This is a genomic window from Microbulbifer jejuensis (genome assembly GCF_047289955.1).
In the GTDB taxonomy this organism is placed as follows: domain Bacteria; phylum Pseudomonadota; class Gammaproteobacteria; order Pseudomonadales; family Cellvibrionaceae; genus Microbulbifer.
In genome coordinates, this window is sequence record NZ_JBLBUB010000017.1 from 1 (window position 1) to 20,844 (window position 20,844).

The 20,844-nt window shown below is 58.0% G+C and carries 17 protein-coding genes; 4 read left to right on the forward strand and 13 right to left on the reverse strand.

Annotated features, from left to right (window positions below; all coding sequences use genetic code 11):
- Positions 1-460: 460 nt before the first annotated feature.
- The 9 genes from ACL7TT_RS12230 to ACL7TT_RS12270 all read right to left on the reverse strand — a co-directional run bounded on the left by ACL7TT_RS12230 (position 461) and on the right by ACL7TT_RS12270 (position 8,043).
- Complete coding sequence (locus ACL7TT_RS12230; RefSeq protein ID WP_413395747.1) at positions 461-1,492, reverse strand: NAD(P)-dependent alcohol dehydrogenase; 1,032 nt, start codon at positions 1,490-1,492, stop codon at positions 461-463.
- A gap of 208 nt (positions 1,493-1,700) precedes the next feature.
- Positions 1,701-2,096 (reverse strand): glycine zipper family protein, encoded by a 396-nt coding sequence (locus tag ACL7TT_RS12235; RefSeq protein ID WP_413395748.1) that lies wholly within the window; start codon positions 2,094-2,096, stop codon positions 1,701-1,703.
- A 198-nt stretch (positions 2,097-2,294) separates the two neighbouring features.
- A complete protein-coding gene (locus ACL7TT_RS12240) occupies positions 2,295-2,999 on the reverse strand; it encodes a hypothetical protein (protein ID WP_413395749.1) in 705 nt (234 codons plus the stop codon).
- Positions 2,992-3,507 (reverse strand): DUF2878 domain-containing protein, encoded by a 516-nt coding sequence (locus tag ACL7TT_RS12245; RefSeq protein WP_413395750.1) that lies wholly within the window; start codon positions 3,505-3,507, stop codon positions 2,992-2,994. Before ACL7TT_RS12245 ends, ACL7TT_RS12240 begins: the two co-directional genes overlap by 8 nt.
- A 1-nt stretch (position 3,508) precedes the next feature.
- A complete protein-coding gene (locus ACL7TT_RS12250; RefSeq protein WP_413395752.1) occupies positions 3,509-4,777 on the reverse strand; it encodes a class I SAM-dependent methyltransferase in 1,269 nt (422 codons plus the stop codon).
- A complete protein-coding gene (locus ACL7TT_RS12255; protein ID WP_413395754.1) occupies positions 4,777-5,568 on the reverse strand; it encodes a DUF1365 domain-containing protein in 792 nt (263 codons plus the stop codon). The genes ACL7TT_RS12250 and ACL7TT_RS12255 overlap by 1 nt, the downstream gene beginning before the upstream one ends.
- A 13-nt stretch (positions 5,569-5,581) precedes the next feature.
- Positions 5,582-6,832 (reverse strand): NAD(P)/FAD-dependent oxidoreductase, encoded by a 1,251-nt coding sequence (locus ACL7TT_RS12260; RefSeq protein WP_413395756.1) that lies wholly within the window; start codon positions 6,830-6,832, stop codon positions 5,582-5,584.
- Positions 6,832-7,608 (reverse strand): SDR family NAD(P)-dependent oxidoreductase, encoded by a 777-nt coding sequence (locus tag ACL7TT_RS12265; RefSeq protein WP_413395758.1) that lies wholly within the window; start codon positions 7,606-7,608, stop codon positions 6,832-6,834. The genes ACL7TT_RS12260 and ACL7TT_RS12265 overlap by 1 nt, the downstream gene beginning before the upstream one ends.
- Before the next feature lie 3 nt (positions 7,609-7,611).
- Positions 7,612-8,043, reverse strand: a complete 432-nt coding sequence (locus tag ACL7TT_RS12270; protein WP_413395760.1) for a nuclear transport factor 2 family protein — start codon at positions 8,041-8,043, stop codon at positions 7,612-7,614.
- 184 nt (positions 8,044-8,227) lie between these two features.
- Here ACL7TT_RS12270 and ACL7TT_RS12275 point away from each other — a divergent pair, with 184 nt between their 5' ends.
- On the forward strand, positions 8,228-8,845 hold the full coding sequence (locus tag ACL7TT_RS12275) for a sigma-70 family RNA polymerase sigma factor (RefSeq protein ID WP_413395762.1): 618 nt from the start codon (positions 8,228-8,230) through the stop codon (positions 8,843-8,845).
- 7 nt (positions 8,846-8,852) lie between these two features.
- The gene (locus tag ACL7TT_RS12280; RefSeq protein WP_413395763.1) at positions 8,853-9,527 is read left to right on the forward strand and encodes a ChrR family anti-sigma-E factor; all 675 of its coding nucleotides are present in this window, start codon (positions 8,853-8,855) and stop codon (positions 9,525-9,527) included.
- 19 nt (positions 9,528-9,546) lie between these two features.
- Here ACL7TT_RS12280 and ACL7TT_RS12285 read toward each other — a convergent pair whose 3' ends face one another.
- Positions 9,547-13,059, reverse strand: a complete 3,513-nt coding sequence (locus ACL7TT_RS12285) for an indolepyruvate ferredoxin oxidoreductase family protein (protein ID WP_413395765.1) — start codon at positions 13,057-13,059, stop codon at positions 9,547-9,549.
- Positions 13,060-13,622: 563 nt separating this feature from the next.
- Between ACL7TT_RS12285 and ACL7TT_RS12290 the strand changes: the two genes are divergently transcribed.
- Complete coding sequence (locus ACL7TT_RS12290; RefSeq protein ID WP_413395767.1) at positions 13,623-14,114, forward strand: Lrp/AsnC family transcriptional regulator; 492 nt, start codon at positions 13,623-13,625, stop codon at positions 14,112-14,114.
- Positions 14,115-14,274: 160 nt separating this feature from the next.
- A complete protein-coding gene (locus ACL7TT_RS12295; protein ID WP_413395768.1) occupies positions 14,275-14,649 on the forward strand; it encodes a DUF4870 domain-containing protein in 375 nt (124 codons plus the stop codon).
- A 166-nt stretch (positions 14,650-14,815) separates the two neighbouring features.
- Here the strand turns inward: ACL7TT_RS12295 and ACL7TT_RS12300 are convergent, their stop codons facing one another.
- From ACL7TT_RS12300 to cobN, 3 genes are all read right to left on the reverse strand, one after another.
- Positions 14,816-15,586, reverse strand: coding sequence for a zinc-dependent metalloprotease family protein (locus ACL7TT_RS12300; RefSeq protein WP_413395770.1), 771 nt, complete (start codon positions 15,584-15,586; stop codon positions 14,816-14,818).
- A gap of 236 nt (positions 15,587-15,822) precedes the next feature.
- Positions 15,823-16,506 carry a flagellar basal body-associated FliL family protein gene (locus tag ACL7TT_RS12305; RefSeq protein WP_413395772.1) on the reverse strand — a complete coding sequence of 228 codons (684 nt, stop codon included), beginning with the start codon at positions 16,504-16,506 and terminating at the stop codon, positions 15,823-15,825.
- Positions 16,507-16,888: 382 nt separating this feature from the next.
- The gene (cobN, locus tag ACL7TT_RS12310; RefSeq protein ID WP_413395774.1) at positions 16,889-20,842 is read right to left on the reverse strand and encodes a cobaltochelatase subunit CobN; all 3,954 of its coding nucleotides are present in this window, start codon (positions 20,840-20,842) and stop codon (positions 16,889-16,891) included.
- Positions 20,843-20,844: the final 2 nt, after the last annotated feature.

Consider the following 20,844-nt stretch of genomic DNA (forward strand, 5'->3'; position numbering starts at 1 on the left):
AGGGGGAGGTTGATGCAGTGGTATGCGATTTAAATAACCGCCCAAGGAAAACATTAGGCTTTGAAACACCAGAAGATTTAATGGATAATTACTTGGCGGCACAAGCCGCATAAATGGTATGCACTTCAAGGTTGAATCCGCGTTATTTTATAAACCACTATAATCATGCAATTTTTGAAGCTGGGATTCAGCACAAAGACAGGTTGCGACTATATCGAGAAACTGAGAAGAACACAGATTAGTAAGAAGGGAAGAATCCCTCTCTCCCAGGATCAAATGAGGTATGGATGCCGATTACGAATCGTACAGGGATGTATTCACCGCGCGCCCTGGAACAGGGGGTTTCTTTTCTTACGCCCCGGGAGTAAGTTTCTTCACTGAACGGATCTCTGATCCGTGTCAAGGATATAGGAAACGCCCAGTTGACTGCCGGACAAAGAATCACCAGCACAGCGCTGGTTTAGCCAGAATTTTCCCCCTCCCGTGACAACACAACCCGATAATTTGCCTTGCCCGATTTCAGGTGCTGAAATGCCGATTCAATCCGGTGCATGGGGTAAATCTCCACCCGGGGTCTGATGCGGTGGCGGGCAGCAAAGTCCAGCATGGTTTCCATGGTCGCCGGGCTGCCAACCGGGGAAGCGGACACGGTGCGCTGGCCCAGAATCATGGGCAACAGCGTGAATTGAATGGGGTCCACAACAACACCCACAAAGTGCAGGCGACCCTTTGGCTTGAGCGCCTGGATATATAAATCCCAATCCAAATTGACATTGACCGTCGAGATAATGAAATCAAACCGCATGGCGGCTGCTTCAATCTCCGCCGGGTCACAGGAGTTGAGGGTACTGTGCGCACCCAGGGCCAGTGCATCCCGATGTTTGTACGCGCTGGAAGTAAAAGCGGTCACTTCACAGCCCCAGGCATTCAAAAACATCACCGCCAGATGCCCGAGCCCGCCAATGCCAACCACCGCTACCCTATCGGTTGGTTTTACATCAAACTGCACCAGCGGATTGAAGACGGTAATGCCCCCGCACAACAGTGGGCCGGCTGAGACGGGATCAATCCCCTCCGGAATCGCCACCAGGCTGTTCACATCCGCACGTACTTTATCTGCAAAGCCCCCGTTGGTGAGCACGGTGAATCTGGCCTCCCTGCAGAGGTTGCGATCCCCCATCCGGCAGTTGTGGCATATTTCACAATACCCCGAATTCCATCCCAGCCCCACAATCGCCCCCGGCGCAAAGCGCTTCACCTGCTTGCCTGTGGCTGCAACCCGCCCGATCACTTCGTGCCCAGCAATCATCGGGTATTGGGACAGCCCCCATTCGTTCTCAATCATGCTGAGGTCGCTGTGGCAAATGCCGCAGTAGAGTACATCCAGTTCCACTTCTGTCGCCCCCAGCGCACCCACTGGAATCCGATAGGGCTGAAAGGGCCCGCCGGCTTGCAGAACCGCATAGGCATTGATGCCGGTCGTAGTAGACATACAAGGCTCCCATGGTTTTTGCCAGTGCACTGCCCGGTTTCTGCCGCAGTTCAAATGTGCCATCGGGGAGAAACCCCATCGGGCAATCAGCCGCGAACAGCCCCTAAAAAAAAGGGCCGGTGGTTACCCCGGCCCAAACCAAGTCCTGTGAGGTTGCCGAATACCAGAGGACCTGCGGGAGAAGCTGGTCACTCCCCGGCGGGAGACATTAATTCAGCACGCGATAGCCACGGCCGCGCAGACAGTTTTTGATAATCTGGTTGGCTTCGGCGCCGGCACTGCCCGCGCCGGAGAGGCCGCCCACCAGGGCACCGGCACCGGCACCCGCAGCGGCGGAACGGCTGCTGTCACCAACAATGGCTCCCAGCGCACCCCCAACCACAGCGCCCCCGGCAGCACCGGCCAGGCCGCGGCGGCCCTGATCGCTGTAAGTGGAATAGGCAATTCCCTTGCACTCGGCAAGGTCTGCCTGGTACTGGTTGATGTTGACACCCCAGGTGTCGATCACGATACCCCCAGCACCGGGCACCTGTTCCGGCTGGGCGGCACAAGCCGCGATCAGTACCATGCAAAATCCGGTGGTGGCAACAAAACCCGTTTTCATCGGATACCCCTTAGCGCGAGAGTCAATAGCGGAGATGTCATGCTTTTCTTCTTTAGGTTTAGCTGCTGGTTGAAGTTGGCGCCAGTCGCCCAGGGAAGAAAAAGCACAAAAAAACTGACCCACTGGCCGCGCTCTGGAGGAGATACTGCGATAAGGGGTTATTTGCGCGCTTCGGCCAAAGCCAACGGCCAGACCCGGTCAAGAACCGTACTGGTAGTAAATCCTTAAGCGCTGGGTCCGCGCCTCGGAGTCGAGAATATTCACCACGCCTTCAAACCACAGGAGATTGCGGCTGGCCCCATCGTAGACAAGGTCGAGATTCCCCGCGAACAGGCGCAACAACGGTTGCGCAACATCCACGCGGATACACACCGCTTCCGGCCGGGCATTTTTACAGGTCAGCTTGCGCGCACGCAGCCTGATCGCACGGCCGTGTAGGGGCGAGGCAAAATTGAATGCCAGGGTGTCGCCGCGCACCAGCTCAGACCAGTGCTCGCGCACATAGACATCAAAGCCGGCATCCACCACATCGATACCGGCAAGACCGTAACGCGCTGTTTTCCAATCCGTATGTGTGGATTTTCGGTAGCGCATCAGCCACTGCCCCCGCTCCCGACGCACCTCGCGGATTTCCCCATGGCGAAAGTCCCTCTGCACTACTTCCGGCACTGCCGTACCGCCGCGGGATTTGCCCGAGTGGTCCAGCAGGGTTTTCTCGGCAAAGCGCTGCCCATCGGCAGTAAAATACAAGACCCTGATCCGGTTCTGTGCCGAAGGCAGGTAATACTCGCAGTATTCCAGCGACTGGCTGTGGGGATCGAAAGCCAGACCCCAGGCGGTGGACGGCCCCTGGTATCCGCAGCCCGCGGCTGCCACTGCCAGGGCGGCGAGCAGTTCAAGCATGTTTCCTCTCTTTCAGGCATTGGTTCCGGGCTGTGCGGGCAAACCCCGGCAGCATCAGGGCCCAGAGCAACGAAAGTACCAGCAGGGACTGCCAGAGGGGCTGGTGCAATGCCACGGTACCGTTGAGAAAGGCACCGGTATAGTAACTGAAAGGCCCGAAAATCCCCCCCAGTACAGCCGCCAGCCACAGATTGCGTTGCAGAAAAACCAGGCTGTAGCGCAAGGTCATGGCAAAATTCAGCCACAGGCATATCAGCCATAGCGGCGGCCAGGGCTGTCCACTTTGATTCTGTAACAGCCCCAGGTGAAAAAGGACCGAATCCACCCCCACACCAAACAGAAAGACGCCGGCCAGCCACAGGGGTTCCCTGCGCAAATTGGCCACAAACGCCAGGTGCAAAAACAAATTGATAAGGGTAAAGGGCACAATGATCCAGGGCCTGGCCACAATCACGCAGAGGGGCCAGGCGATATCGAACAATAGGGCATTGGCGACAAATCGCCACATATCAAAAGCTGCCGAGAAACCGCGGCTTGGCGAAGACAAATTGTGCGGTACTGATGACTCTCTGCATAAAACCACCCCGGCAATAGCACAAATAGAATTCCCACATACGGATAAAGCGTTCATCGAATCCCAATGCCCGCACTTTGTCTGCCCCGGCCAAAAAGGCCCGGTGCCAAGCACCCAGGGTGCGCGCATAGTGTGCGGTTATATCCTCCAGACCGACTATTTGCAGGTCCGTGGCAGTGGCAATATGGTGGGCGATCACCTGATTCGATGGCAGGCAGCCACCGGGAAAAATATAGCGCTGGATAAAGTCTATTTCTTTGCGGTAATAGTGATAGCGTTGATCCTGAATAGTGATGGACTGCATGACCATCAGCCCATCCTCCTTCAGGAGCCGGCTGCAGGTGGTGAAGAACTGCCGGTGGAATTCATGCCCCACGGCCTCCACCATCTCAATGCAAACCAGTTTGTCATAGCACCCGTGCAAATCGCGATAGTCCCGCAACAGCAGGGTAACGCGATCCTGCAGTCCCTCTCTTCGCACCCACTGTTGCGCATATTCAAACTGCTCGCGGGAGATGGTGGTGGTGGTCACGCGGCAGCCGTAATGCTTTGCGGCGTAGATGGCCATGGCACCCCAGCCAGTGCCAATTTCCAGCAGGTGATCGCTTGCCTTTAACTGTAACTTGCGGCAAACAAGTGCCATTTTATGGACGGAAGCATCATGGAGTGTGGCGGATTGTGAGGGAAATACCGCCGAGGAATACAGCATGGTGCTATCGAGAAACAACCGGAAAAAGTCATTGCCCAGATCATAGTGGGCGGCGATATTCCTGCGCGAGCCGCTGTGGTCATTGGCATTGAGGCGGTGCAGCGCGCGCAGCACCTTGCGCGGCAAGTAGCTCCAGCGGCTGTCCATATTCTCGATCAGCGCCATGTTATCAACCATCAGGCGAATCACATCCACCAGCCTCGGCGAACACCAGGCGCCCTGCATATAGGCCTCGCCGGAACCGATGGATCCGTTTGCCAACACCTGCAGATAGACGCTGCTGTCCTCTATGCGGATATGCGCGCATAGGTGTGCCTGTTCCCGCGGCTCGCCAAAGCCATAGCAGCTTCCGGCCTCCTCCACCACCAGGTGCCCCCGCTGGATCAGACGCAGCTTGTTCAGCACCAGCTTGCGGGCAAATTGTATCAGCCGGGACCCGCTGGCCCGCGCCGTTGGGGCCTGTGAATTCCGCCCCGTGTCCTGCACGGCTCTCATCAGCACTTGTCTCCTGTACGACGGGCTCCGCGGCCACCACGGGGATGTGCAAACATCGGGGTGCGCTTGAGCCACAACTTGAATGCCTGCCAGTAGATGGCAGTGATTACTTTTACGGTCATGAGCGGGTACTGGATCAGAACCCCGTTGAGGACACTGGGACTCGGCTCCTGCCGACGCAGACTTAATGTGGCATCGAACAGCGGACGCTCGCCCTGCCCCGCTGTACTGGAGTCAATATTCTGCAGATAAGCGCTAAGCCGTTTACCCGGGGTGGTACCTCGCCAGCGATAGCTCTGTGCCATGGGCATAAACGGGGAGACGTGGAATGTCTTGGCAAACGCAGCCCTCTGCACCCGCGTATCCGAGCGGCAGTCCAGTACATAGCTGTGGCGCTCCTGCCAGGGGGTGTTGTGGACTTCCAGCAATATCCAGTGCACCGCCCGGCCCCGGTCGTCAAAACAGTAATAGATACTGATGGGATTCATGTTGTAGCCAAAGTAGCGCCAGTTGGCCAGCAGGCGTATGGGCCCCGGTGGACGCTCCCCGCAGGCTTCCCAAACCCGGCGCCGCACCGCTTCGTCCAGGCTGAGGGACGGATCACCGAAAAAGTCCTCCCGGCAAAAGCGCGCCGGTGCCCAGGGTTTCCTGGACCACCAGGGGGACAGCGCGCACAGACTGTCCAGCTCTGCCAGGTCCGCATACACCATAAACACCTTGTAGCGGAATCGGTGTGCCCGCGGGGCGAACCGGCGGTGCTGTACCCACCCGGTGTAGATGGCACTCTCCATCAATCAAGCTCCCTCACCAGCGCACACCCAACTGTTCGGCAACGCGCAGGGCGCTGTTCACCCCGTCTTCATGGAACCCGTTGGCCCAGTAAGCCCCGCAAAACCAGGTGCGATTCACCCCGTTAATACGTGCCCACTGTGCCTGGGCGCGGCTGCCGGCCACGGAAAACTGCGGGTGGGCATATTCGAAGCGGGCGAGCACCCTGTCCGGGTCAATACGCGCTCCCGCATTCAGGCTGACGCAGTAGGTTTTGCGGGTTTTCAGCCCCTGCAGAATATTCATGTTATAGGTGAGCACCGGCAATCGGTCCCGCTCTGTGCGCAAACGGTAATTCCAACTGGACCAGCTGCGCCGGTGTTGTGGCAGTAAACTGGTATCCGTATGCAGTACCACCTGATTGCAGGCATAGGGAATGGCGCTGAGGATCTGCCGCTCGGGATCACTGGCATCCCCCAGGCACCTCAGGGCCTGATTCGAATGACAGGCAAATACCACCGCATCAAAAGATTCCCTCTGCCCGGAGTCGGTGACCAAATCCACCCCTCCGGGCCTGCGCAGTACGGATTCTACCGGTGTGGAAAGGCGTATACGGTCGGCAAAAGGCGCACTCAAGGGGCCAATATATTCCCGCGAACCGCCTTTGACCACGCGCCACTGGGGGCGTCGGAACACATTCAGCAGGCCGTGATTAAAAAAGAAACGCACAAAGAAACTGACCGAGAACTCCAGCATCTGTGCCACGGAGGCAGACCAGATGGCCGACCCCATCGGCACCAGGTAGCGATTGGCAAATTCCGCCGAATAGCCGTTGGCTGGCAGATATTCCCCCAGGGTCAGCCCCTCGTGCAGGCGTCCCTGGCGCCAGTCCCGCAGGGCCGCGCGGTTGAAGCGCACAATGTCCCACAGCATGCGCCAGTGGCCGGCACTGAGCAGGTTGGCACGCTGGGAAAACAGCGCGTTCAGATTGTTGCCGGCATACTCGAACCCCTCCCGTTCACAGCGCACACTGAACCCCATGGACGTGGGCTGGGATTGAATACCCAATTCATCCAGCAGGCGGATAAAGTTCGGGTAGGTCCAGTCGTTGTACACAATAAAACCGGTATCGATCGCGAGCTGGCGATCCCCCTCCTGCACCGCCACGGTGGCGGTGTGCCCACCCAGACGGTCAAGGGCCTCGAACACCGTGATCTCATGTTTGCGGCTCAACAGATAGGCCGCCGTGAGCCCGGCAATACCGCTGCCGACAATGGCGATACGCATCAGCGCTTCCTTAACCTGCGAATCCTTGTCATTTTGGGCGCAAAGAGATAAAACCAAAGCGCACTGCAGCTCCCCAACAACCGCAAAGGCCAGCTCAGGCGCCGGGGAAAATCGATGCTGCTGCGCCCTTTGCACAGGCCCACCTCGATACGCTCCGCGGCCTGCTCGGCACTCATTAAAAAAGGCATCCCGAAATCATTGCGCGCGGTGAGCGGGGTGCGCACAAATCCGGGGCGAATCCGCACCACTTTCAAGGGGGTGCGGCAGAGGTCTGCACGCACTGCACCGAGGAAATAATCCAACGCAGCCTTGGAGCTGCCATAGGCCTCTGCACGGGGAAACGGCACCACCGAAGACAGGCTACCCAACGCGGCAAAGACCGGTGCGGGGCTGGCGGCCAGCAGCGGCAAGGCGCTGCGCAGGGTATTCACCACACCGAAGAAGTTGGCATCGAACACCTGCCGGTAGGTGCTCCCGTCAAGCTGGAGATCGTCATCGTACTCGCAGGTACCGGCACAGGCGATCACCATATCCAGGTGGCCACTCAATGCGCCCAAACGCTCGGGGACGGCCGTCATGGCGGCGTCGTCGGCCACGTCGCAATCGAGGACGCGGATACGCTCGGGGCAGTGCGTTTGCAACTCGGCCAAGGCCTCGAAACGGCGCCCGGAAGCAATGACGATATTGTTATGGCGCGCAAGGCGCAGCGACAGCGCGCGACCGATACCGGAACTGGCACCGGTCACCCACAGAGTCTTGTTGCGAATCTCTTTCACCGCTCAACTCCGCTCCATTCGCGCCTTGAAAAAGCGCACCAGTGTGCCCAGTAGCGGCACCTGTTCATAGACCATCGCGCCCAGATCAAAAAAATCCTCGTGGTAAAACACCTTATCGGAGCAGCGCAGCAGGCTGCAGCCACGCAAGCGCAGCGGGCGGCCCCCTCGCAGGGACTGGTGGGCGTAATGCATATGCCAGGGCAGACAGGCGCTGTCGTGGTCAATCGAGGCTTTCTCAAACTGGAAGCGGCACTGGGTCAAACCCCGGCTCATGTGTGCAAAGTGCGCCTGCAGGGCCGGGAGGCCTTCAACACGGCGCAATGGATCGCAAAAAACCACCTCCTCGCTATAGATCCCGGCCAGGTCCGCCGGGTCCCTGACCAGAAAATCCGTGTAGTACTCCTGCACTTGTTGTATCAGCGCTTGCCTGCTCATGGCTGCTTCCGTTTTAGTCCGCCTTGTACACCTTTATAAAATACGACAGCACAGGGAGTATGGATCACTGTTCGAAATCAACCTGGCAGTTTGCCTGGCTGCCTGACCAAAAAACTGCCCCGCCAGCATCCATTCGCCCCGGCGGTGCGTAGAAAGGGTCGACAACACCGCAAAGACCACTAAGATGGCGCAGACGCACAAACACAATCGCATTGAAATTGCCGTGAGAAACCCCCGGGACCGCGAAGATGACTGGTGTAACCTCCTTACGCTTGTGGGCACAAAGCGCGACCGGCAGGCATTTGAGCGTGTATTCCGGCATTTTGCACCCTTGATCAAAGGGTTCCACCACAGTCGCGCCGCTGCGCTAGTGCATACCGAAGCCGCCGATGAACTGGTGCAGGAGGTGATGCTCAAAGTCTGGCACAAGGCCCCCCGCTTCGATGCCAGCAGAGCCTCCGCCGGCACCTGGATCTACACCATCATGCGCAACTGCCGCATCGACATGCTGCGGCGCAGCCAGCGCCACCGAAACCGCGACGACGCTATCGATGTGGCCGATATCTGGGATGAAACCCTGGAGAGCCAGCCGCTGCTCTCTTTGCAGCACAAACGCAACGAGCGGGACATTGCCGAAGGCCTGAAAGCCCTGCCGGCGGAACAGGGCCATATTCTGGAAAAAGCCTATATGGAGGGCAAATCCCACAGTGAGATTTCCGCAGAGTTGAAACTGCCCCTGGGCACGGTCAAATCCCGCGTGCGCCTGGCAATGAAAAAACTCCAGGGCAGATTGAGCAGGTAGGTACGCTATGATTCGCCATCACCCGGATCAAAATCTGCTACTGGAATATGCCTCGGGGAGTCTGGCGCGAGGCCCGAGCCTGGTTATCGCTGCCCATGTGCAACTGTGCGCAGCGTGTCGCCGGCAATACCATGCGCTGAACAGCCTCGGCGGTTCGATACTCAAGCAAAGCCCCTCACAGCCGTTGCAGGCTGGCGCCTTTGAACGGGTGATGGAACGCATTGAGCGAGCCCCCGGCAGGATCCCCGGCCGGCGCGAAACGCCCCCGCCTCCCGCGCCCGATGCGACCCTCGCCGATATCCCTCCGGTTCTGGGCAGACTGCTGGCCCAAAACATTCCCCTGCGCTGGAAAAAAATCACCCGCTCCCTGCAGATATGCCGGCTCAGGACCGGGCAGAAACACTATGAGGTGGCCTTCCACCGCTTGTGCAGCGGCGGCGAAATGGTCGAACACGATCACCGCGGGAGCGAGCTCGCGGTTGTGCTGCACGGCAGTTTCTCCGACCATTTTGGCGTCTACAACCGGGGCGATTTTATTTTGCGCCAACCGGGCCAGGTGCACAGGCCCATAGCCACCCAGGATCAGGCCTGTGTGTGCTTCTCTGCGGTGAGCGCGCCGGTGGCCGTCACCGGGATCAGCGGCTGGCTGCTCAACCCACTGATCCCCTTCCGGCCCGGATAACAGGCCAAAACGTGCCGGGTCAGGACGCCAGCGCCGAACCCTGACCGCTGCCGCCATCGGCGAAGTGGTCGAACAGGTGCTCCCAGCGTGCCTTCACCCGGGCAAAGTGCTGTTCGCGCACATGGCCATAACCGCGCACCTGCTGCGGAATTTCCAGCAGTTCCCGCGCTGCGGCGACATTGTCGGGGTGCAACCGGGCCGCCACCGCCACCACCGCCTGCGACACCTGGCGCGACCAGGCGCGCTCGGCGCGGCGCTCGCCGCTGTAGCCAAACACGTCCAGGAAAGTACCGCGCAATACCTTGCCCCGCGCCAGCAGCGGCATCAGCCTGCCCATCCAGGGGCCAAACTGCATTTTGCGCACGCGGCCGCTGGCATCGGGCCGCGCCAGCAGCGGCGGCGCCATATGAAATTTCAGAGTGAAGTCGCCGCTGAAGGTCTCGCGCAACTGGCGCTTGAAATCTTCGCCACTGTACAGGCGCGCCACTTCGTACTCGTCCTTGTAAGCCATGGCTTTGAACAGACTGTTGGCGGCCGTGCGCGTGAGCGTGGCGCCGGCACCCGGCAGGGCCTGCTCCGCCCTGCGCAGGCGCTCGATAGGTTGGGTAAACTGGCGGGCGTAGGCAGCGTTTTGGTATTCGCCCAGCTCTCTCGCCAGGCGTGCAATCAGTTGCTCAACAGGCTCCTGGGGGTCCGCCATTTTCACCGCTTGCGCCGGCACCGCCAGCTGCTCGACCAGCTTCGGGTCCACCGCCAGCAGGCGCCCCGCGCGAAAGGCGCGCAGGTTGTTTTCCACCGCAACGCCGTTCAGTTGGATGGCGCGCTCCAGCGCCGCCTCGCCGATAGGCAGCAGACCCTGCTGGCAGGCAAAACCCATGATCATCAGGTTGCTGGCGAGGGTATCGCCGAACAGGGCCTGCGCGGTTTGGTTGGCATCGAAGGCATAGTACTGGGCACACAGAGCCTCGATACTCTGCCGGGTTTCCTGCGCCGGGAAGGCCAGGTCGTTATCGCGCACAAAGGCCGCCACCGGCACCTCGGCGGTATTTACCAGTGCGCGCATTTTGCCTGCGGCAAACTTGGGGCGCTGTCCGGCAGCGGTCACCATATCGCAGCCCAGCAACAGCTCTGCAGCACCGTCGCGAATACGCGCGGTGGTAATATCCTGTGGTCGCGCGCCCACTTTTACATGGGCCACCACAGCGCCGTTTTTCTGCGACAAGCCGGTGAAATAGAGCGTGGTACTGCCCTTGTCTTCCAGGTGTGCCGCCATGCCCAGGAGCGCTGCCACGGTGAGCACGCCGCTGCCACCGATACCGGCAACCAGGATACCCAGGGGCTGCTCCAGCGCGGCGGTGGGCGCCGCGGGCAATGTGGCAATGGCCGCATCCAGGGATTCCGCCAGGGGCTCCAGCGGTGGTTTTTTCAGCGCCCCGCCCTCGACAGTGACAAAGCTCGGGCAGAAACCCTCGGCACAGCGCAGGTCCTTGTTACAACTGGACTGGTTGATCTGGCGCTTGCGCCCGTAGGGGGTTTCCAGGGGCTCCACCGCAATACAACTGGACTGCACACTGCAGTCCCCGCAGCCCTCGCACACCCGCTGGTTGATCAATAGCCTTTGGGCCGGATCGGCCAACTGCTGCTTCTTGCGGCGGCGGCGCTTTTCCGCCGCACACACCTGTTCGTAGATAATCGCGGTCACACCGGGGGTCTCGCGCAGGCGGCGCTGCACGCTATCCAGTGCCGAGCGGGGCAGAATCTGCACCTGCGCCGGCAGCTCGCTGCGGTGTTTGTGCCAGTGCTGCGGGTGCTCACTGAGCAGTACCACTGTGCCCACCCCCTCGGCCAGCAACTGTGCCGACAGGCTGGGCGCGCTCACCTCGCCATCGGCGGGCTGGCCGCCGGTCATGGCCACGGCATCGTTGAGCAGGATCTTGTAGGTGATATTCACCCCGCTGGCCACTGCCTGGCGAATGGCCAGCAGGCCCGAGTGGTTGTAGGTGCCGTCGCCCATATTCTGGAAAATATGTCCGGTGCGGGTGAAGCGGTGCAGCCCCACCCACTGCGCACCCTCCCCACCCATATGGGAGTAGGTGTCGGTGCGCAGGCCCTTGCCCAGCGCCATAATATGGCAGCCGATACCGGCGCTGCCGAGGCTGCCTTCGGGCAGCCGGGTGGAGGTATTGTGGGGGCAGCCGGCGCAAAAGATCGGCTCCCGCACCAATAGGCCCGGGGCCCGTTGCGGCACATTGCCGCCGAGCTTTTGCGCCAGAGGAATCAGTTTTGCCGCCAGTTCGGTATCTGCGAGCCAGCGCGCGATCGCCTTGGCTACCTGATCCGGCCCTAAGCCCCAGACTGCCGGCAGCAGATCCTCCCCGTTCAGGTCTTTCTTGCCCACCACTTTGGGGCGGCGGGTATCGTCCCAGCCATACAACTGCGTCTTCAACTGGTCCTCCACCAGCGGGCGCTTCTCCTCCACAACCAGCAGCCGCTCCATACCCTCGGCAAACGCGCCGATTCCCCTGGGTTCCAGCGGCCAGGACATGGCCACCTTGTAGATGGAGATGCCGGCCTCGCACAGGTCGCCCTCATTCAGATTGAGCAACTGCAGGGCCTCGAGCAAGTCACCGTGGGCCTTGCCTACTGTCACAATGCCAAAGCGCTTGCGCTGGGCTTCGCAGGTGGTCTTGTCCAGGCGGTTGGCATAGGCGAACGCCTGCGCCGCCGGCAGGCGCTCTTCCAGCAGCCGCCGCTCGTATTCCAGGCGCTGCGCCGGCCAGTTGAGGGTGGGATCGTAATTGAGGCCGTGGGCCGGAAGCGGGAAATCCGCGGGCAGCACAAACTGCGGCAACCCGGGCACAACCAGGGAGGCCCCCGCCTCAACAGTCTCGGTAATCGTCTTAAAGCCCACCCACAGACCGGAAAACCGCGACAGGGCAATACCGGCGAGACCGAGACTCAGGTACTCTTCAATAGTGGCGGGAAACAGCAGCGGCATCATCACCGACTCGAAAATCTGGTCGGTATTGTGGGAAAACATGGAGGATTCCGCGGTGTGGTCATCACCGCACAGGGCCAGTACCCCACCGCGCTTCGAGGTGCCCTGGATATTGGCCTGGCGGAACACATCTGCGCTGCGGTCCACCCCGTGGCCCTTGCCATACCAGATCGCAAAGACCCCATCGCGGGTGGCCTGCTGACGATAGTGATCGAGCAGCTGGGTCCCCCAGATATTGGTGGCCCCCAAATCTTCGTTGATACCGGGCTCAAAGTGGATATCCTGCCCGGCGAGCAGTTTTTTGTGGCGCCACAAAGCCTGGTCATAGCCGCCCAGAGGCGACCCGCGATAACCGGAGATAAAACCGGCGGTATGGAGGCCGGCTTGTTCATCCAAGCGTTTTTGCATCAGGGGCAGACGTACCAGCGCGTCGATACCCGTCAAAAAGATCCGGCCGGATTCGCGGGTGAATGCGGCTTTGAGGGAATACGCCGTATCAAAACCCAGTTCCTGATCGCCTTCAACCATTGCCATGGATACCACCTACTGATTCGTTTTTGCTTTTCTCGCTCGCCGGCAACGGCCGGTGGGCGCCGCCAAAATTCCCCAGGCGCCTGCCAAACCGTCTCGAGCCCGTGCGAATAACCGCTAAAATTAACATCGCCCGACCGGGCAGGTCATACCAAAATAAACCCAGCTAAGGCATAATGCGGTCACAAATCACTAAAGGGCACCCGCTGGTGGCAACAAATCACCCAGTTCGCGGGGTTTTGAGGGATATAACATTTAAGAGCCCCGACAGCAGCGCGCTGCCGGGACGCAATACCGGACCCGGGCTTTCTGCTGGTGGCAGAGGCACTGAACCCTTGAAACCCGGCAATAGCGCGGGGAAGATACAGGTGGAGCCTGGGTAAAGCCCAAACAGGCCACAACCAGAGACCCCTTTAACAGCAATACCCCCGCAGGGGGGATAATCCGGCGCTGCAGCCGAAGCCCACGCAGCGGCAGATTGCCTGCTGGCACCGGCCAGGTTGATCAAACTGAAGCCGCGGAATGCGCCGGAGTTGATTCAGAGCCTCGACATAGGAAAAAAAGCCATGGCCTATTTACCCGATGCCATTGATAAAAAAATCCTGGAAATTCTGCAACGGGACGCCACCATTGCGAATATTGAACTGGCGGAGAAGGTGTGCCTCTCGCCCTCCCCTTGCTCACGTCGGGTAAAGAACCTGCACGAACAGGGTTTTATCAAACGCGCAGTCACCCTGCTGGAACCGGAGAAAGTGGGCCTGCCGGTGAGCGTGTTTATCCAGGTCACCCTGAACCACCAGGTGAAAAAGGAACTACAGGATTTCGAGTCCGTGATCGGCCAATGGCCGGAAGTCATGGAGTGTTACCTGATGACCGGTGATTTCGACTACCTGCTGCGTGTTGTGGTACCCAACCTGCAGGCCTACCAGGCGTTCCTCGATAAAAAACTCACCGAGTTACCGGGCATCGACCATATCAAGAGCAGCTTCTCCCTGAAACAGGTGCGCTACCACACCGAACTGCCACTGGATCAGTTGCTGGAGAAACCGGAGGAGTGACAAAGAGGCAAGTGGGCTTTGTATTTTGATCCGACAACCGGACAAGGCCACACAGTTGTGCAACGATTCCAAGGGCGAACATCCAGCGGGGTATACAACAACCGGGCAGCGGGCCCTGGGAAACCCTTTTGCCAACAAAAATAATCGGGAGTGATCTGCAATGGAAACATACAAACCCTGGGGCTTAAAAAGAAACACCTTTTTAATGCTGCTGCATCTGAGCCAATTGGCCTGGATTATCATTCCCGGCGCAGGATTTGTACTGCCCATCATCCTGTGGGCGACCACCAAGGATCACTGTGCAGAAGTCGACAGGCACGGAAAAATGATTTTCAACTGGATGCTGAGCCTGCTTCTCTACTCTATTGCCTGCACCCTTTTAATACTGATCGGCATAGGTCTGTTGGGACTGCTGCTACTCGCTCTGCTCAATATTGTGTTTATCCTTATCGGCGCGATCAGGGCCAACGACGGAATATTTTGGCGCTATCCCCTCAGCATTGGCTTTTTTCAATCGGGAAACCGGGTGCCTTGAACAATCCGAGCCGGTTTTCAAGGGTACTCCCCGGCCGGTGGCGCCACCTCCCTGTGCCGCATTGATCCCACAACCTATTGGGTAACCGGATCAATAGTGGTGCTCGCCAATAGGGCCTGCAGCCCTATTTTTCCGCTAACTTCCCAGCGGGCCCAGCCCGCCACCTTTAATAGTAGGATGCGATGTCATCCACGATCGGCCCAAGGGCCCGATAGGCGTTGGAAATGTCCACACCATTTCTGCGCTCACCACATGGTAGGCCGCCGCACTCGTTCCAGTCCGGATCGGAGAACCAGTCATACTGGGTGACATTCGCACCGTACCGCCAGGGATACGCCATGATGGTGGAAAACCGGTTGTCAACGCCGTGCCCCAGACCAAAGGAGTAAACCCCGCCGGTGCGATCCCCCTGTTTGGTGGAATGTGTCAGCCCCATATTGTGACCAAGCTCGTGCACGAAGGTGTTGTAACCGCAGTCGACACCGGTAACGCTGTAGGCGCGATCGCGGGCACTGGCATACATTCTGCCGTTCGCGCCCTGACCAACCCAGGCGATACCACAGGTAATATAGGTACTGCCATCAATGACCTGCTCCTCCGCCTTGCCCAGCATAACCACCATATCGGCGTTTTCCGATGCGCGCCAGTTAGTGACGGTTCTGTGGAAGGTAATCAAGTCCAGGGTATCTTCATTCACCCGCAAGTCCGAACTGGTGGCACGCCAGCTATCAACCAGACGAAGCTGAATATCCACACCGTTTCTGCGATATGAATTATTGGCGTAGCTGATATAGTTATCGATTTTGGCAGAGATGTCACCGGTATGCTGTGCCGCTGGTGCGGTGTACATAATGGCAATATCAACCGTTTCCGCCGTTGCGGCGCCGGATACGGTCAATGCCGCAATGACCGCTGCCAGGCTTTTTTTCAAATGCATTATAAACTCCTATTATTATTACTTGTGCATACCCTAATCCCGGCAACGAACAGGGCACTGTTGGTTGTCGGGCAGTATGTGTGCGATACATTTTTTCATACCCTGACTCGATTAAAAAAGCGTCCATGCCAATTAATCGCCTGTGAAGAGAAACTTCCGGTATCCGCAGGATTTACATCGGCCTCTCCCTTGCCCATGATCAATCCGGAGCCAATTACCCCGAACCAATTCTTGTCCTAGTCAAAATCATTCAGGGGTAAATCCTGCTCATCAAATGACTTTTCACGGGGCGCTTCGGATGACAGATCCTGATCATGTTTCTCCACATGATTTTGAATCAGCGCGCCGTTGGGGGCGATCCACGCATAGCCGTCCTGGGCTTCCAGCGTGTACGAACCCGAAGGTAAATTCAGTTGTGCGTACACCGTATCCTCCCCGAGGGTAAAGGTAGCCCCGTGCAGGCGGGTCAAGCCGGGAAAATTCATTTGCAGGCTTTTATTGCCGCTGGCATGCTCCTCAATACCACCCACCTGGGCATCATAACTGCCTTCCACACCCGGCAAAGTGATATCCAGGTAATCCCCGATCGCCAGGTTCCTTAAAATTGCCACATCAATTTCCAGATAGGTTTCCCCATTCAGGTCAACCGGCAAGCGGCCGGTTTCCTGCAGCACCTGTTCTGCCAGTTCCGACTCTGTCCATAAACGCTTTTCGACATCTTCGACACTTTCTACAGGTTCGTCAGCAACGGTCATTACTGTTGTTTTTTCCGCAGATTCCTTTTCAGGCGGCATCTTGCTCACAGGGGGCTTGGACGCGCGATGCTCCGCCGTGGACTTGTGGGTGTCGGATTGACCTTTCGCCCAGAAGAAGTAACCCCCGGCCAGAAGGAGGGCTACGAGAGGAATTATTTTTCTCACAATCTTTTTCTCATAAAAATAACGCAAAATACGGCTAAGAGGACCAACCACCGGCCCTTAACCAAAAACAGCGCTGTGTCAAGACTGAATCCGTCACAACAGCAAGCACTTACCACCAGGTCGAAAGGAAAGAATGCCCCTCCCACCTTATTAGTAATTGAGACGCTTAAGGGTAAATTTCACGCAAAAAAAATTTAGGGAATGATTCACAAAAGCTTCATAAAACGGCAATCCCGGAGTATTTCTCTCCGGTTTTGTGTGCTGTGGCACAAAGGAGGGAGGAGTACAATAGCCTTCAGGAAAACCGCCCGCGCGCTGCCGGCGGCTCCTTTCTGTACGGTTTACCCCTCCAGTGGGTTGGATGGGAAATCGGGCAGGACATTCACAACACCGGGGCTGTGCGGGGATAGCGGGAGCGCAGAAAGGATTCAAAAAAACCGCTGGCAAAACCGGTGAGAATTATGCCCAAAAGCAGTAGCCACAACAGCCTATGGGTGCTGTTGTGCGAGCTGGACTTTTCAATCTGCTCCAGTTTCTGGCCGCTGACCTCTGAAGTTGCAGCTGTACTGGCGGAAACAGGATCGAATATTTGCTCGTTCAACAGTGGGGCCAGGCCAAAGCCAAGTGCCTGCGTATTGACATAATCCGTGAATTTTTCATTGCCCGTCGCAACATCATGCCGGTTCGCAAGCTCCGTATAGGTTTCCACCATCTTTGATACGGTTTGCGCATCTGCGGGCCAATAGCCCTTGCGCACCGCTTCCAGCATCCGCTCCAGCATCTGCGCCAGGGCCTCGGCATTGTGTGTCTCAAAAAACGCGCGCATCTCCATCTGGTATTTGTCATCCACATAGACTTCAAATATCTCCTGCCACTGGTCATCGCGGATAGTTTCCGGGGTCATCACCTCCCAGCCCCACATATTATTCACGCGATCGAGAATGGCCGTGGCACCGGCATAGCCGGACGCCTGCATGGCCTCAATCCAGCGGGGATGGAAGTAACGGCTGCGCATTTCCTGGTTAACGAATTCCCCCAACGTCTGGGTTTTAACATTGTCCTTGCGGCGCAGGTTGGAGACATACATCTCCGGGGTTTTGCCATCCAGGTTACGTACCGCAAGCCCCATGCCACCAAAGTACTGGAAGGGATCGTCGTTGGTCATCATGGCGTAAAGGTTGGTGGAGCGCGAGAAAATCACCCCATCGGTACCGGACAATACCTTGCCATACAGCGCAACATTGCGCGGGTCCTCACTCCAACGGGACTCATCCTTGCCGTAGGCAAAACCCATGCGGCGCAGATACAGGTCTGCCAGCTTGTCGTCCGTCTCCCAGCTATCGGAAGCCAGGCTGGCGCCATTCAGGCCGGTACCGTAATTGCCGCTCTCGTTGGAGAAGAGTCGCACCGAGGAAAGATAGCGGGCGTCGTCCTCGGAACTACCTTCTTCCAGTAACTGTTGCTGCAGGGCCTGGCTGTGGCGATAGACAAAGTTATTTTCTTCCTTCATCTGCGCCACCTTGTCGATGGCTTCTGCCAGCCACAACATCACGTTGGGGAAAGCATCACGGTAGAGACCGGTCGCGGAGATCACGACATCGATCCGGGGACGCTTAAGCTCCGAGTAGGGAATCACTTCGGTGCCGGTTACATTGCCCTGCTGGTTCCACTTGGGTTTGAGGCCCAACGCATGCAGTATCTGCGCTTCCAGTGCCCCCTGGTGACGCATGGTTTCCAATGACCAGAGGGAAAAGGCCAACTTGTCGGGGAATCGGCCGTGCTTCTCACGATATAGGGCGATGGTTTGTTCCATGAGTTGCACTCCGGCTTCGTAAGCTTCCCTGGAAGGTACCTTGGCCGGGTTGAATCCGATCAGGTTGCGCCCTGTGGGCACAGCCTGTGGATTGCGAATGGGGTCACCCCCATGGCTCACCGGAATATAATTGCCGTCGAGCGCAGACATCAGGTTTTGCAGCTCGGCGATCTTGGCAAAGTTATCCGCATACGCCCGGCCTTGCTGCAGATGGTTTTGCAGCTCTTCGGACAAGCCAGGTAGCTTGCGCCCGGCCAGGTAGGCCTCCAGTAGCTGGTAACCCGGCTGGGCTTCCAGGGCAACAACATTGCGCTTATCGCGTACCTGCTCCTGCGGTAGGCTCAACTTCTGCTCCGCTTCGTATTGCCCGGCAACCGAAATGAAATGCTCGCCCAGCATTTGTAACATGGTGCTGGTGAGATGCTCGGACTTGGGCAGCTGGCCGAAGCGGTGGATACCCAGTGGCTGGCTCATTTCTGCCAACTGGCCCAGGTGGTCCTGCAGACGGCTGAGCTGGCCATCGAAATCCGCCTGCAAAGTTTCAGTACTGATTTCGAGATCCTTGAGCATATTCAGCTTGTCTGCCTGGGCGACAATGCGCTCCCGGGTATTCAGCCGGGTCTGCCCCTCCTCCAAAATCAGGTAGTTGCCAATCAACTCGGAAAGCTCTGCCACTTCTGCATAGAGGCCCGCTTTGGCAAAGCCCGGTGTCAGGTGGCTGATCATGGTGGCGCGGCCGCGGCGCTTGGCCTGCATGGCTTCGCCTACATTGTCGATAATATAGGGATAGAACACCGGAATATTGCCCAGGGCCAGGTTGGGCGCATCGTACACCGACAGGCCGCGCTCCTTGCCGGTGAGCCACTCCTGGGAACCGTGGGTGCCCAGGTGAATATAGGCATCGGCTCCGAAAGTCTTGCGGGCATAGAGATAAACCGCCAGGTAAGCGTGGTTCACCGGGGTTTTCATATCGTGATAGAGCGATGAATGCTCCTTGGCATTATCCGCACGCACACCCTGGGGCAGTACTATCAGGTTGCCCAGCGTCATACGTGGGATTACAAACGCCCGCTCACCCATATGATCTGCCAGCATGGCATTGTCTTCCGGTTTGCCCCAGCGCGCCACAATGGGATCGCGCACTGTAGCCGGCAGAGTATCGAACCAGTCGACATAGGTAGAAAGCGGCATCCAGTCCGCCAGACCTTGATCAACCAGTGCGGCGCTATCTTCGCGTCGATAATAGGGGCGCAACAATTGGCCGGCCCAGTCGATCAGGGCATTGGCATCCCGCTGCTCCACCTGATAGCCACGTTCCGCCATGGCCCTGGCAATTGATTCAATGGAGGAAGGTACATCGAGAAAGGCCGCACCAATATTCTTTTCCCCCGGGGGATAGTTCCAAATAAAGGTAGCGACTTTTTTCTGGGTATTCGGCTTGTAACCCAACGAGGCATGACGCCAGGCGCGCTCCACCAGCGCATCCAGCTGATCTGCCATCACCACTTTGTTGCCACCTTCACTGGCGGCGATGATTACCGGGTCGATACTGCCGGTATCTTCAGGCATCACCAGGAAAAAAGGCGTTAATGATGGGGACACCCCACTGTTATCGGCAAAGTAATCCGCTTCACTACCCTCTGTGTAGTTCAGCGCATGTATAACCGGCACCCCCAGTTTCTCGAACTCGGTGCGGCGCTTACTCACATAGTGCAGGGCGCGGTAATTGATCATCAGATCGATACGAGTTTGCCCTGCCCCATCCTGCAATAGATCGGGGTAGGAAAGTGGCAAATCCTCACCCTCGAAGAAAAACGCAAAGGCTTTCGCCCCTTTTTCTTCCAGACCATCCAGGATGGCATCGACTACCTGCTGCTGCTCGTAATCCACCACCGAACGGTGAATAGCCAAGGCAATGACCGGTTGATGATCGGATGCCTGTAGCCACTTAAAGAAATCCTCTTCATTATCGGTGACCAGTTGCGGCAGGCTTGGATGATAGAAACCCACCTTGGGCACAATAATAGGCTCAACTACGGAAAGCGCAGAGAGGTCAAAGACTTCGGTGGAGAGAAACTGCATCAGTTGCCGGTAGTTTTGGCGCCCGGCATTGTTGAAGTAGGCAGCGATGGCCTTGTGCTGCCTGGAAGACAGCCCCTGATTCATGGATTCGTTATCGGCATCCCCCAGGGAAATCACCGGCACTTTGGGATATTGCGCCAGCAATGGCTGGAATTCTCCAAACATAAACCGGGACAGCGCCGGATTGATACCATCGAGCATCACCAGGCTTGAGGAGGCCCAGGCCTGCGCCATTTGTTCTTCACTCTTCCCCTTGCTGTTAAAAATTTCCAGGGTAAACGGCTGCCCTGCAGCCAAATCAGAAAGCAAGTCTCCCTTGGCCTTGGCGGTGTGGCTGGACATCATCAGTAATACTTTGGGCCTATCACCGGCCTGTACCACCATTGTACAAAGGGCCAGCAGAACAATGCCCGCCAAGCGCAAGCAAGTTTTCTTCAGCACGG

Bases quoted from the DNA above. Each gene is read 5' to 3' on its own strand.
- ACL7TT_RS12275 (WP_413395762.1), top strand. From the start codon at position 8,228: ATGGCGCAGACGCACAAACACAATCGCATTGAAATTGCCGTGAGAAAC.
- ACL7TT_RS12245 (WP_413395750.1), bottom strand. From the start codon at position 3,507: ATGTGGCGATTTGTCGCCAATGCCCTATTGTTCGATATCGCCTGGCCC.
- ACL7TT_RS12290 (WP_413395767.1), top strand. From the start codon at position 13,623: ATGGCCTATTTACCCGATGCCATTGATAAAAAAATCCTGGAAATTCTG.
- ACL7TT_RS12260 (WP_413395756.1), bottom strand. From the start codon at position 6,832: ATGCGTATCGCCATTGTCGGCAGCGGTATTGCCGGGCTCACGGCGGCC.
- ACL7TT_RS12230 (WP_413395747.1), bottom strand. From the start codon at position 1,492: ATGTCTACTACGACCGGCATCAATGCCTATGCGGTTCTGCAAGCCGGC.
- ACL7TT_RS12285 (WP_413395765.1), bottom strand. From the start codon at position 13,059: ATGGCAATGGTTGAAGGCGATCAGGAACTGGGTTTTGATACGGCGTAT.
- ACL7TT_RS12295 (WP_413395768.1), top strand. From the start codon at position 14,275: ATGGAAACATACAAACCCTGGGGCTTAAAAAGAAACACCTTTTTAATG.
- ACL7TT_RS12240 (WP_413395749.1), bottom strand. From the start codon at position 2,999: ATGCTTGAACTGCTCGCCGCCCTGGCAGTGGCAGCCGCGGGCTGCGGA.
- ACL7TT_RS12235 (WP_413395748.1), bottom strand. From the start codon at position 2,096: ATGAAAACGGGTTTTGTTGCCACCACCGGATTTTGCATGGTACTGATC.
- ACL7TT_RS12300 (WP_413395770.1), bottom strand. From the start codon at position 15,586: ATGCATTTGAAAAAAAGCCTGGCAGCGGTCATTGCGGCATTGACCGTA.
- ACL7TT_RS12280 (WP_413395763.1), top strand. From the start codon at position 8,853: ATGATTCGCCATCACCCGGATCAAAATCTGCTACTGGAATATGCCTCG.
- ACL7TT_RS12250 (WP_413395752.1), bottom strand. From the start codon at position 4,777: ATGAGAGCCGTGCAGGACACGGGGCGGAATTCACAGGCCCCAACGGCG.
- ACL7TT_RS12255 (WP_413395754.1), bottom strand. From the start codon at position 5,568: ATGGAGAGTGCCATCTACACCGGGTGGGTACAGCACCGCCGGTTCGCC.
- ACL7TT_RS12270 (WP_413395760.1), bottom strand. From the start codon at position 8,043: ATGAGCAGGCAAGCGCTGATACAACAAGTGCAGGAGTACTACACGGAT.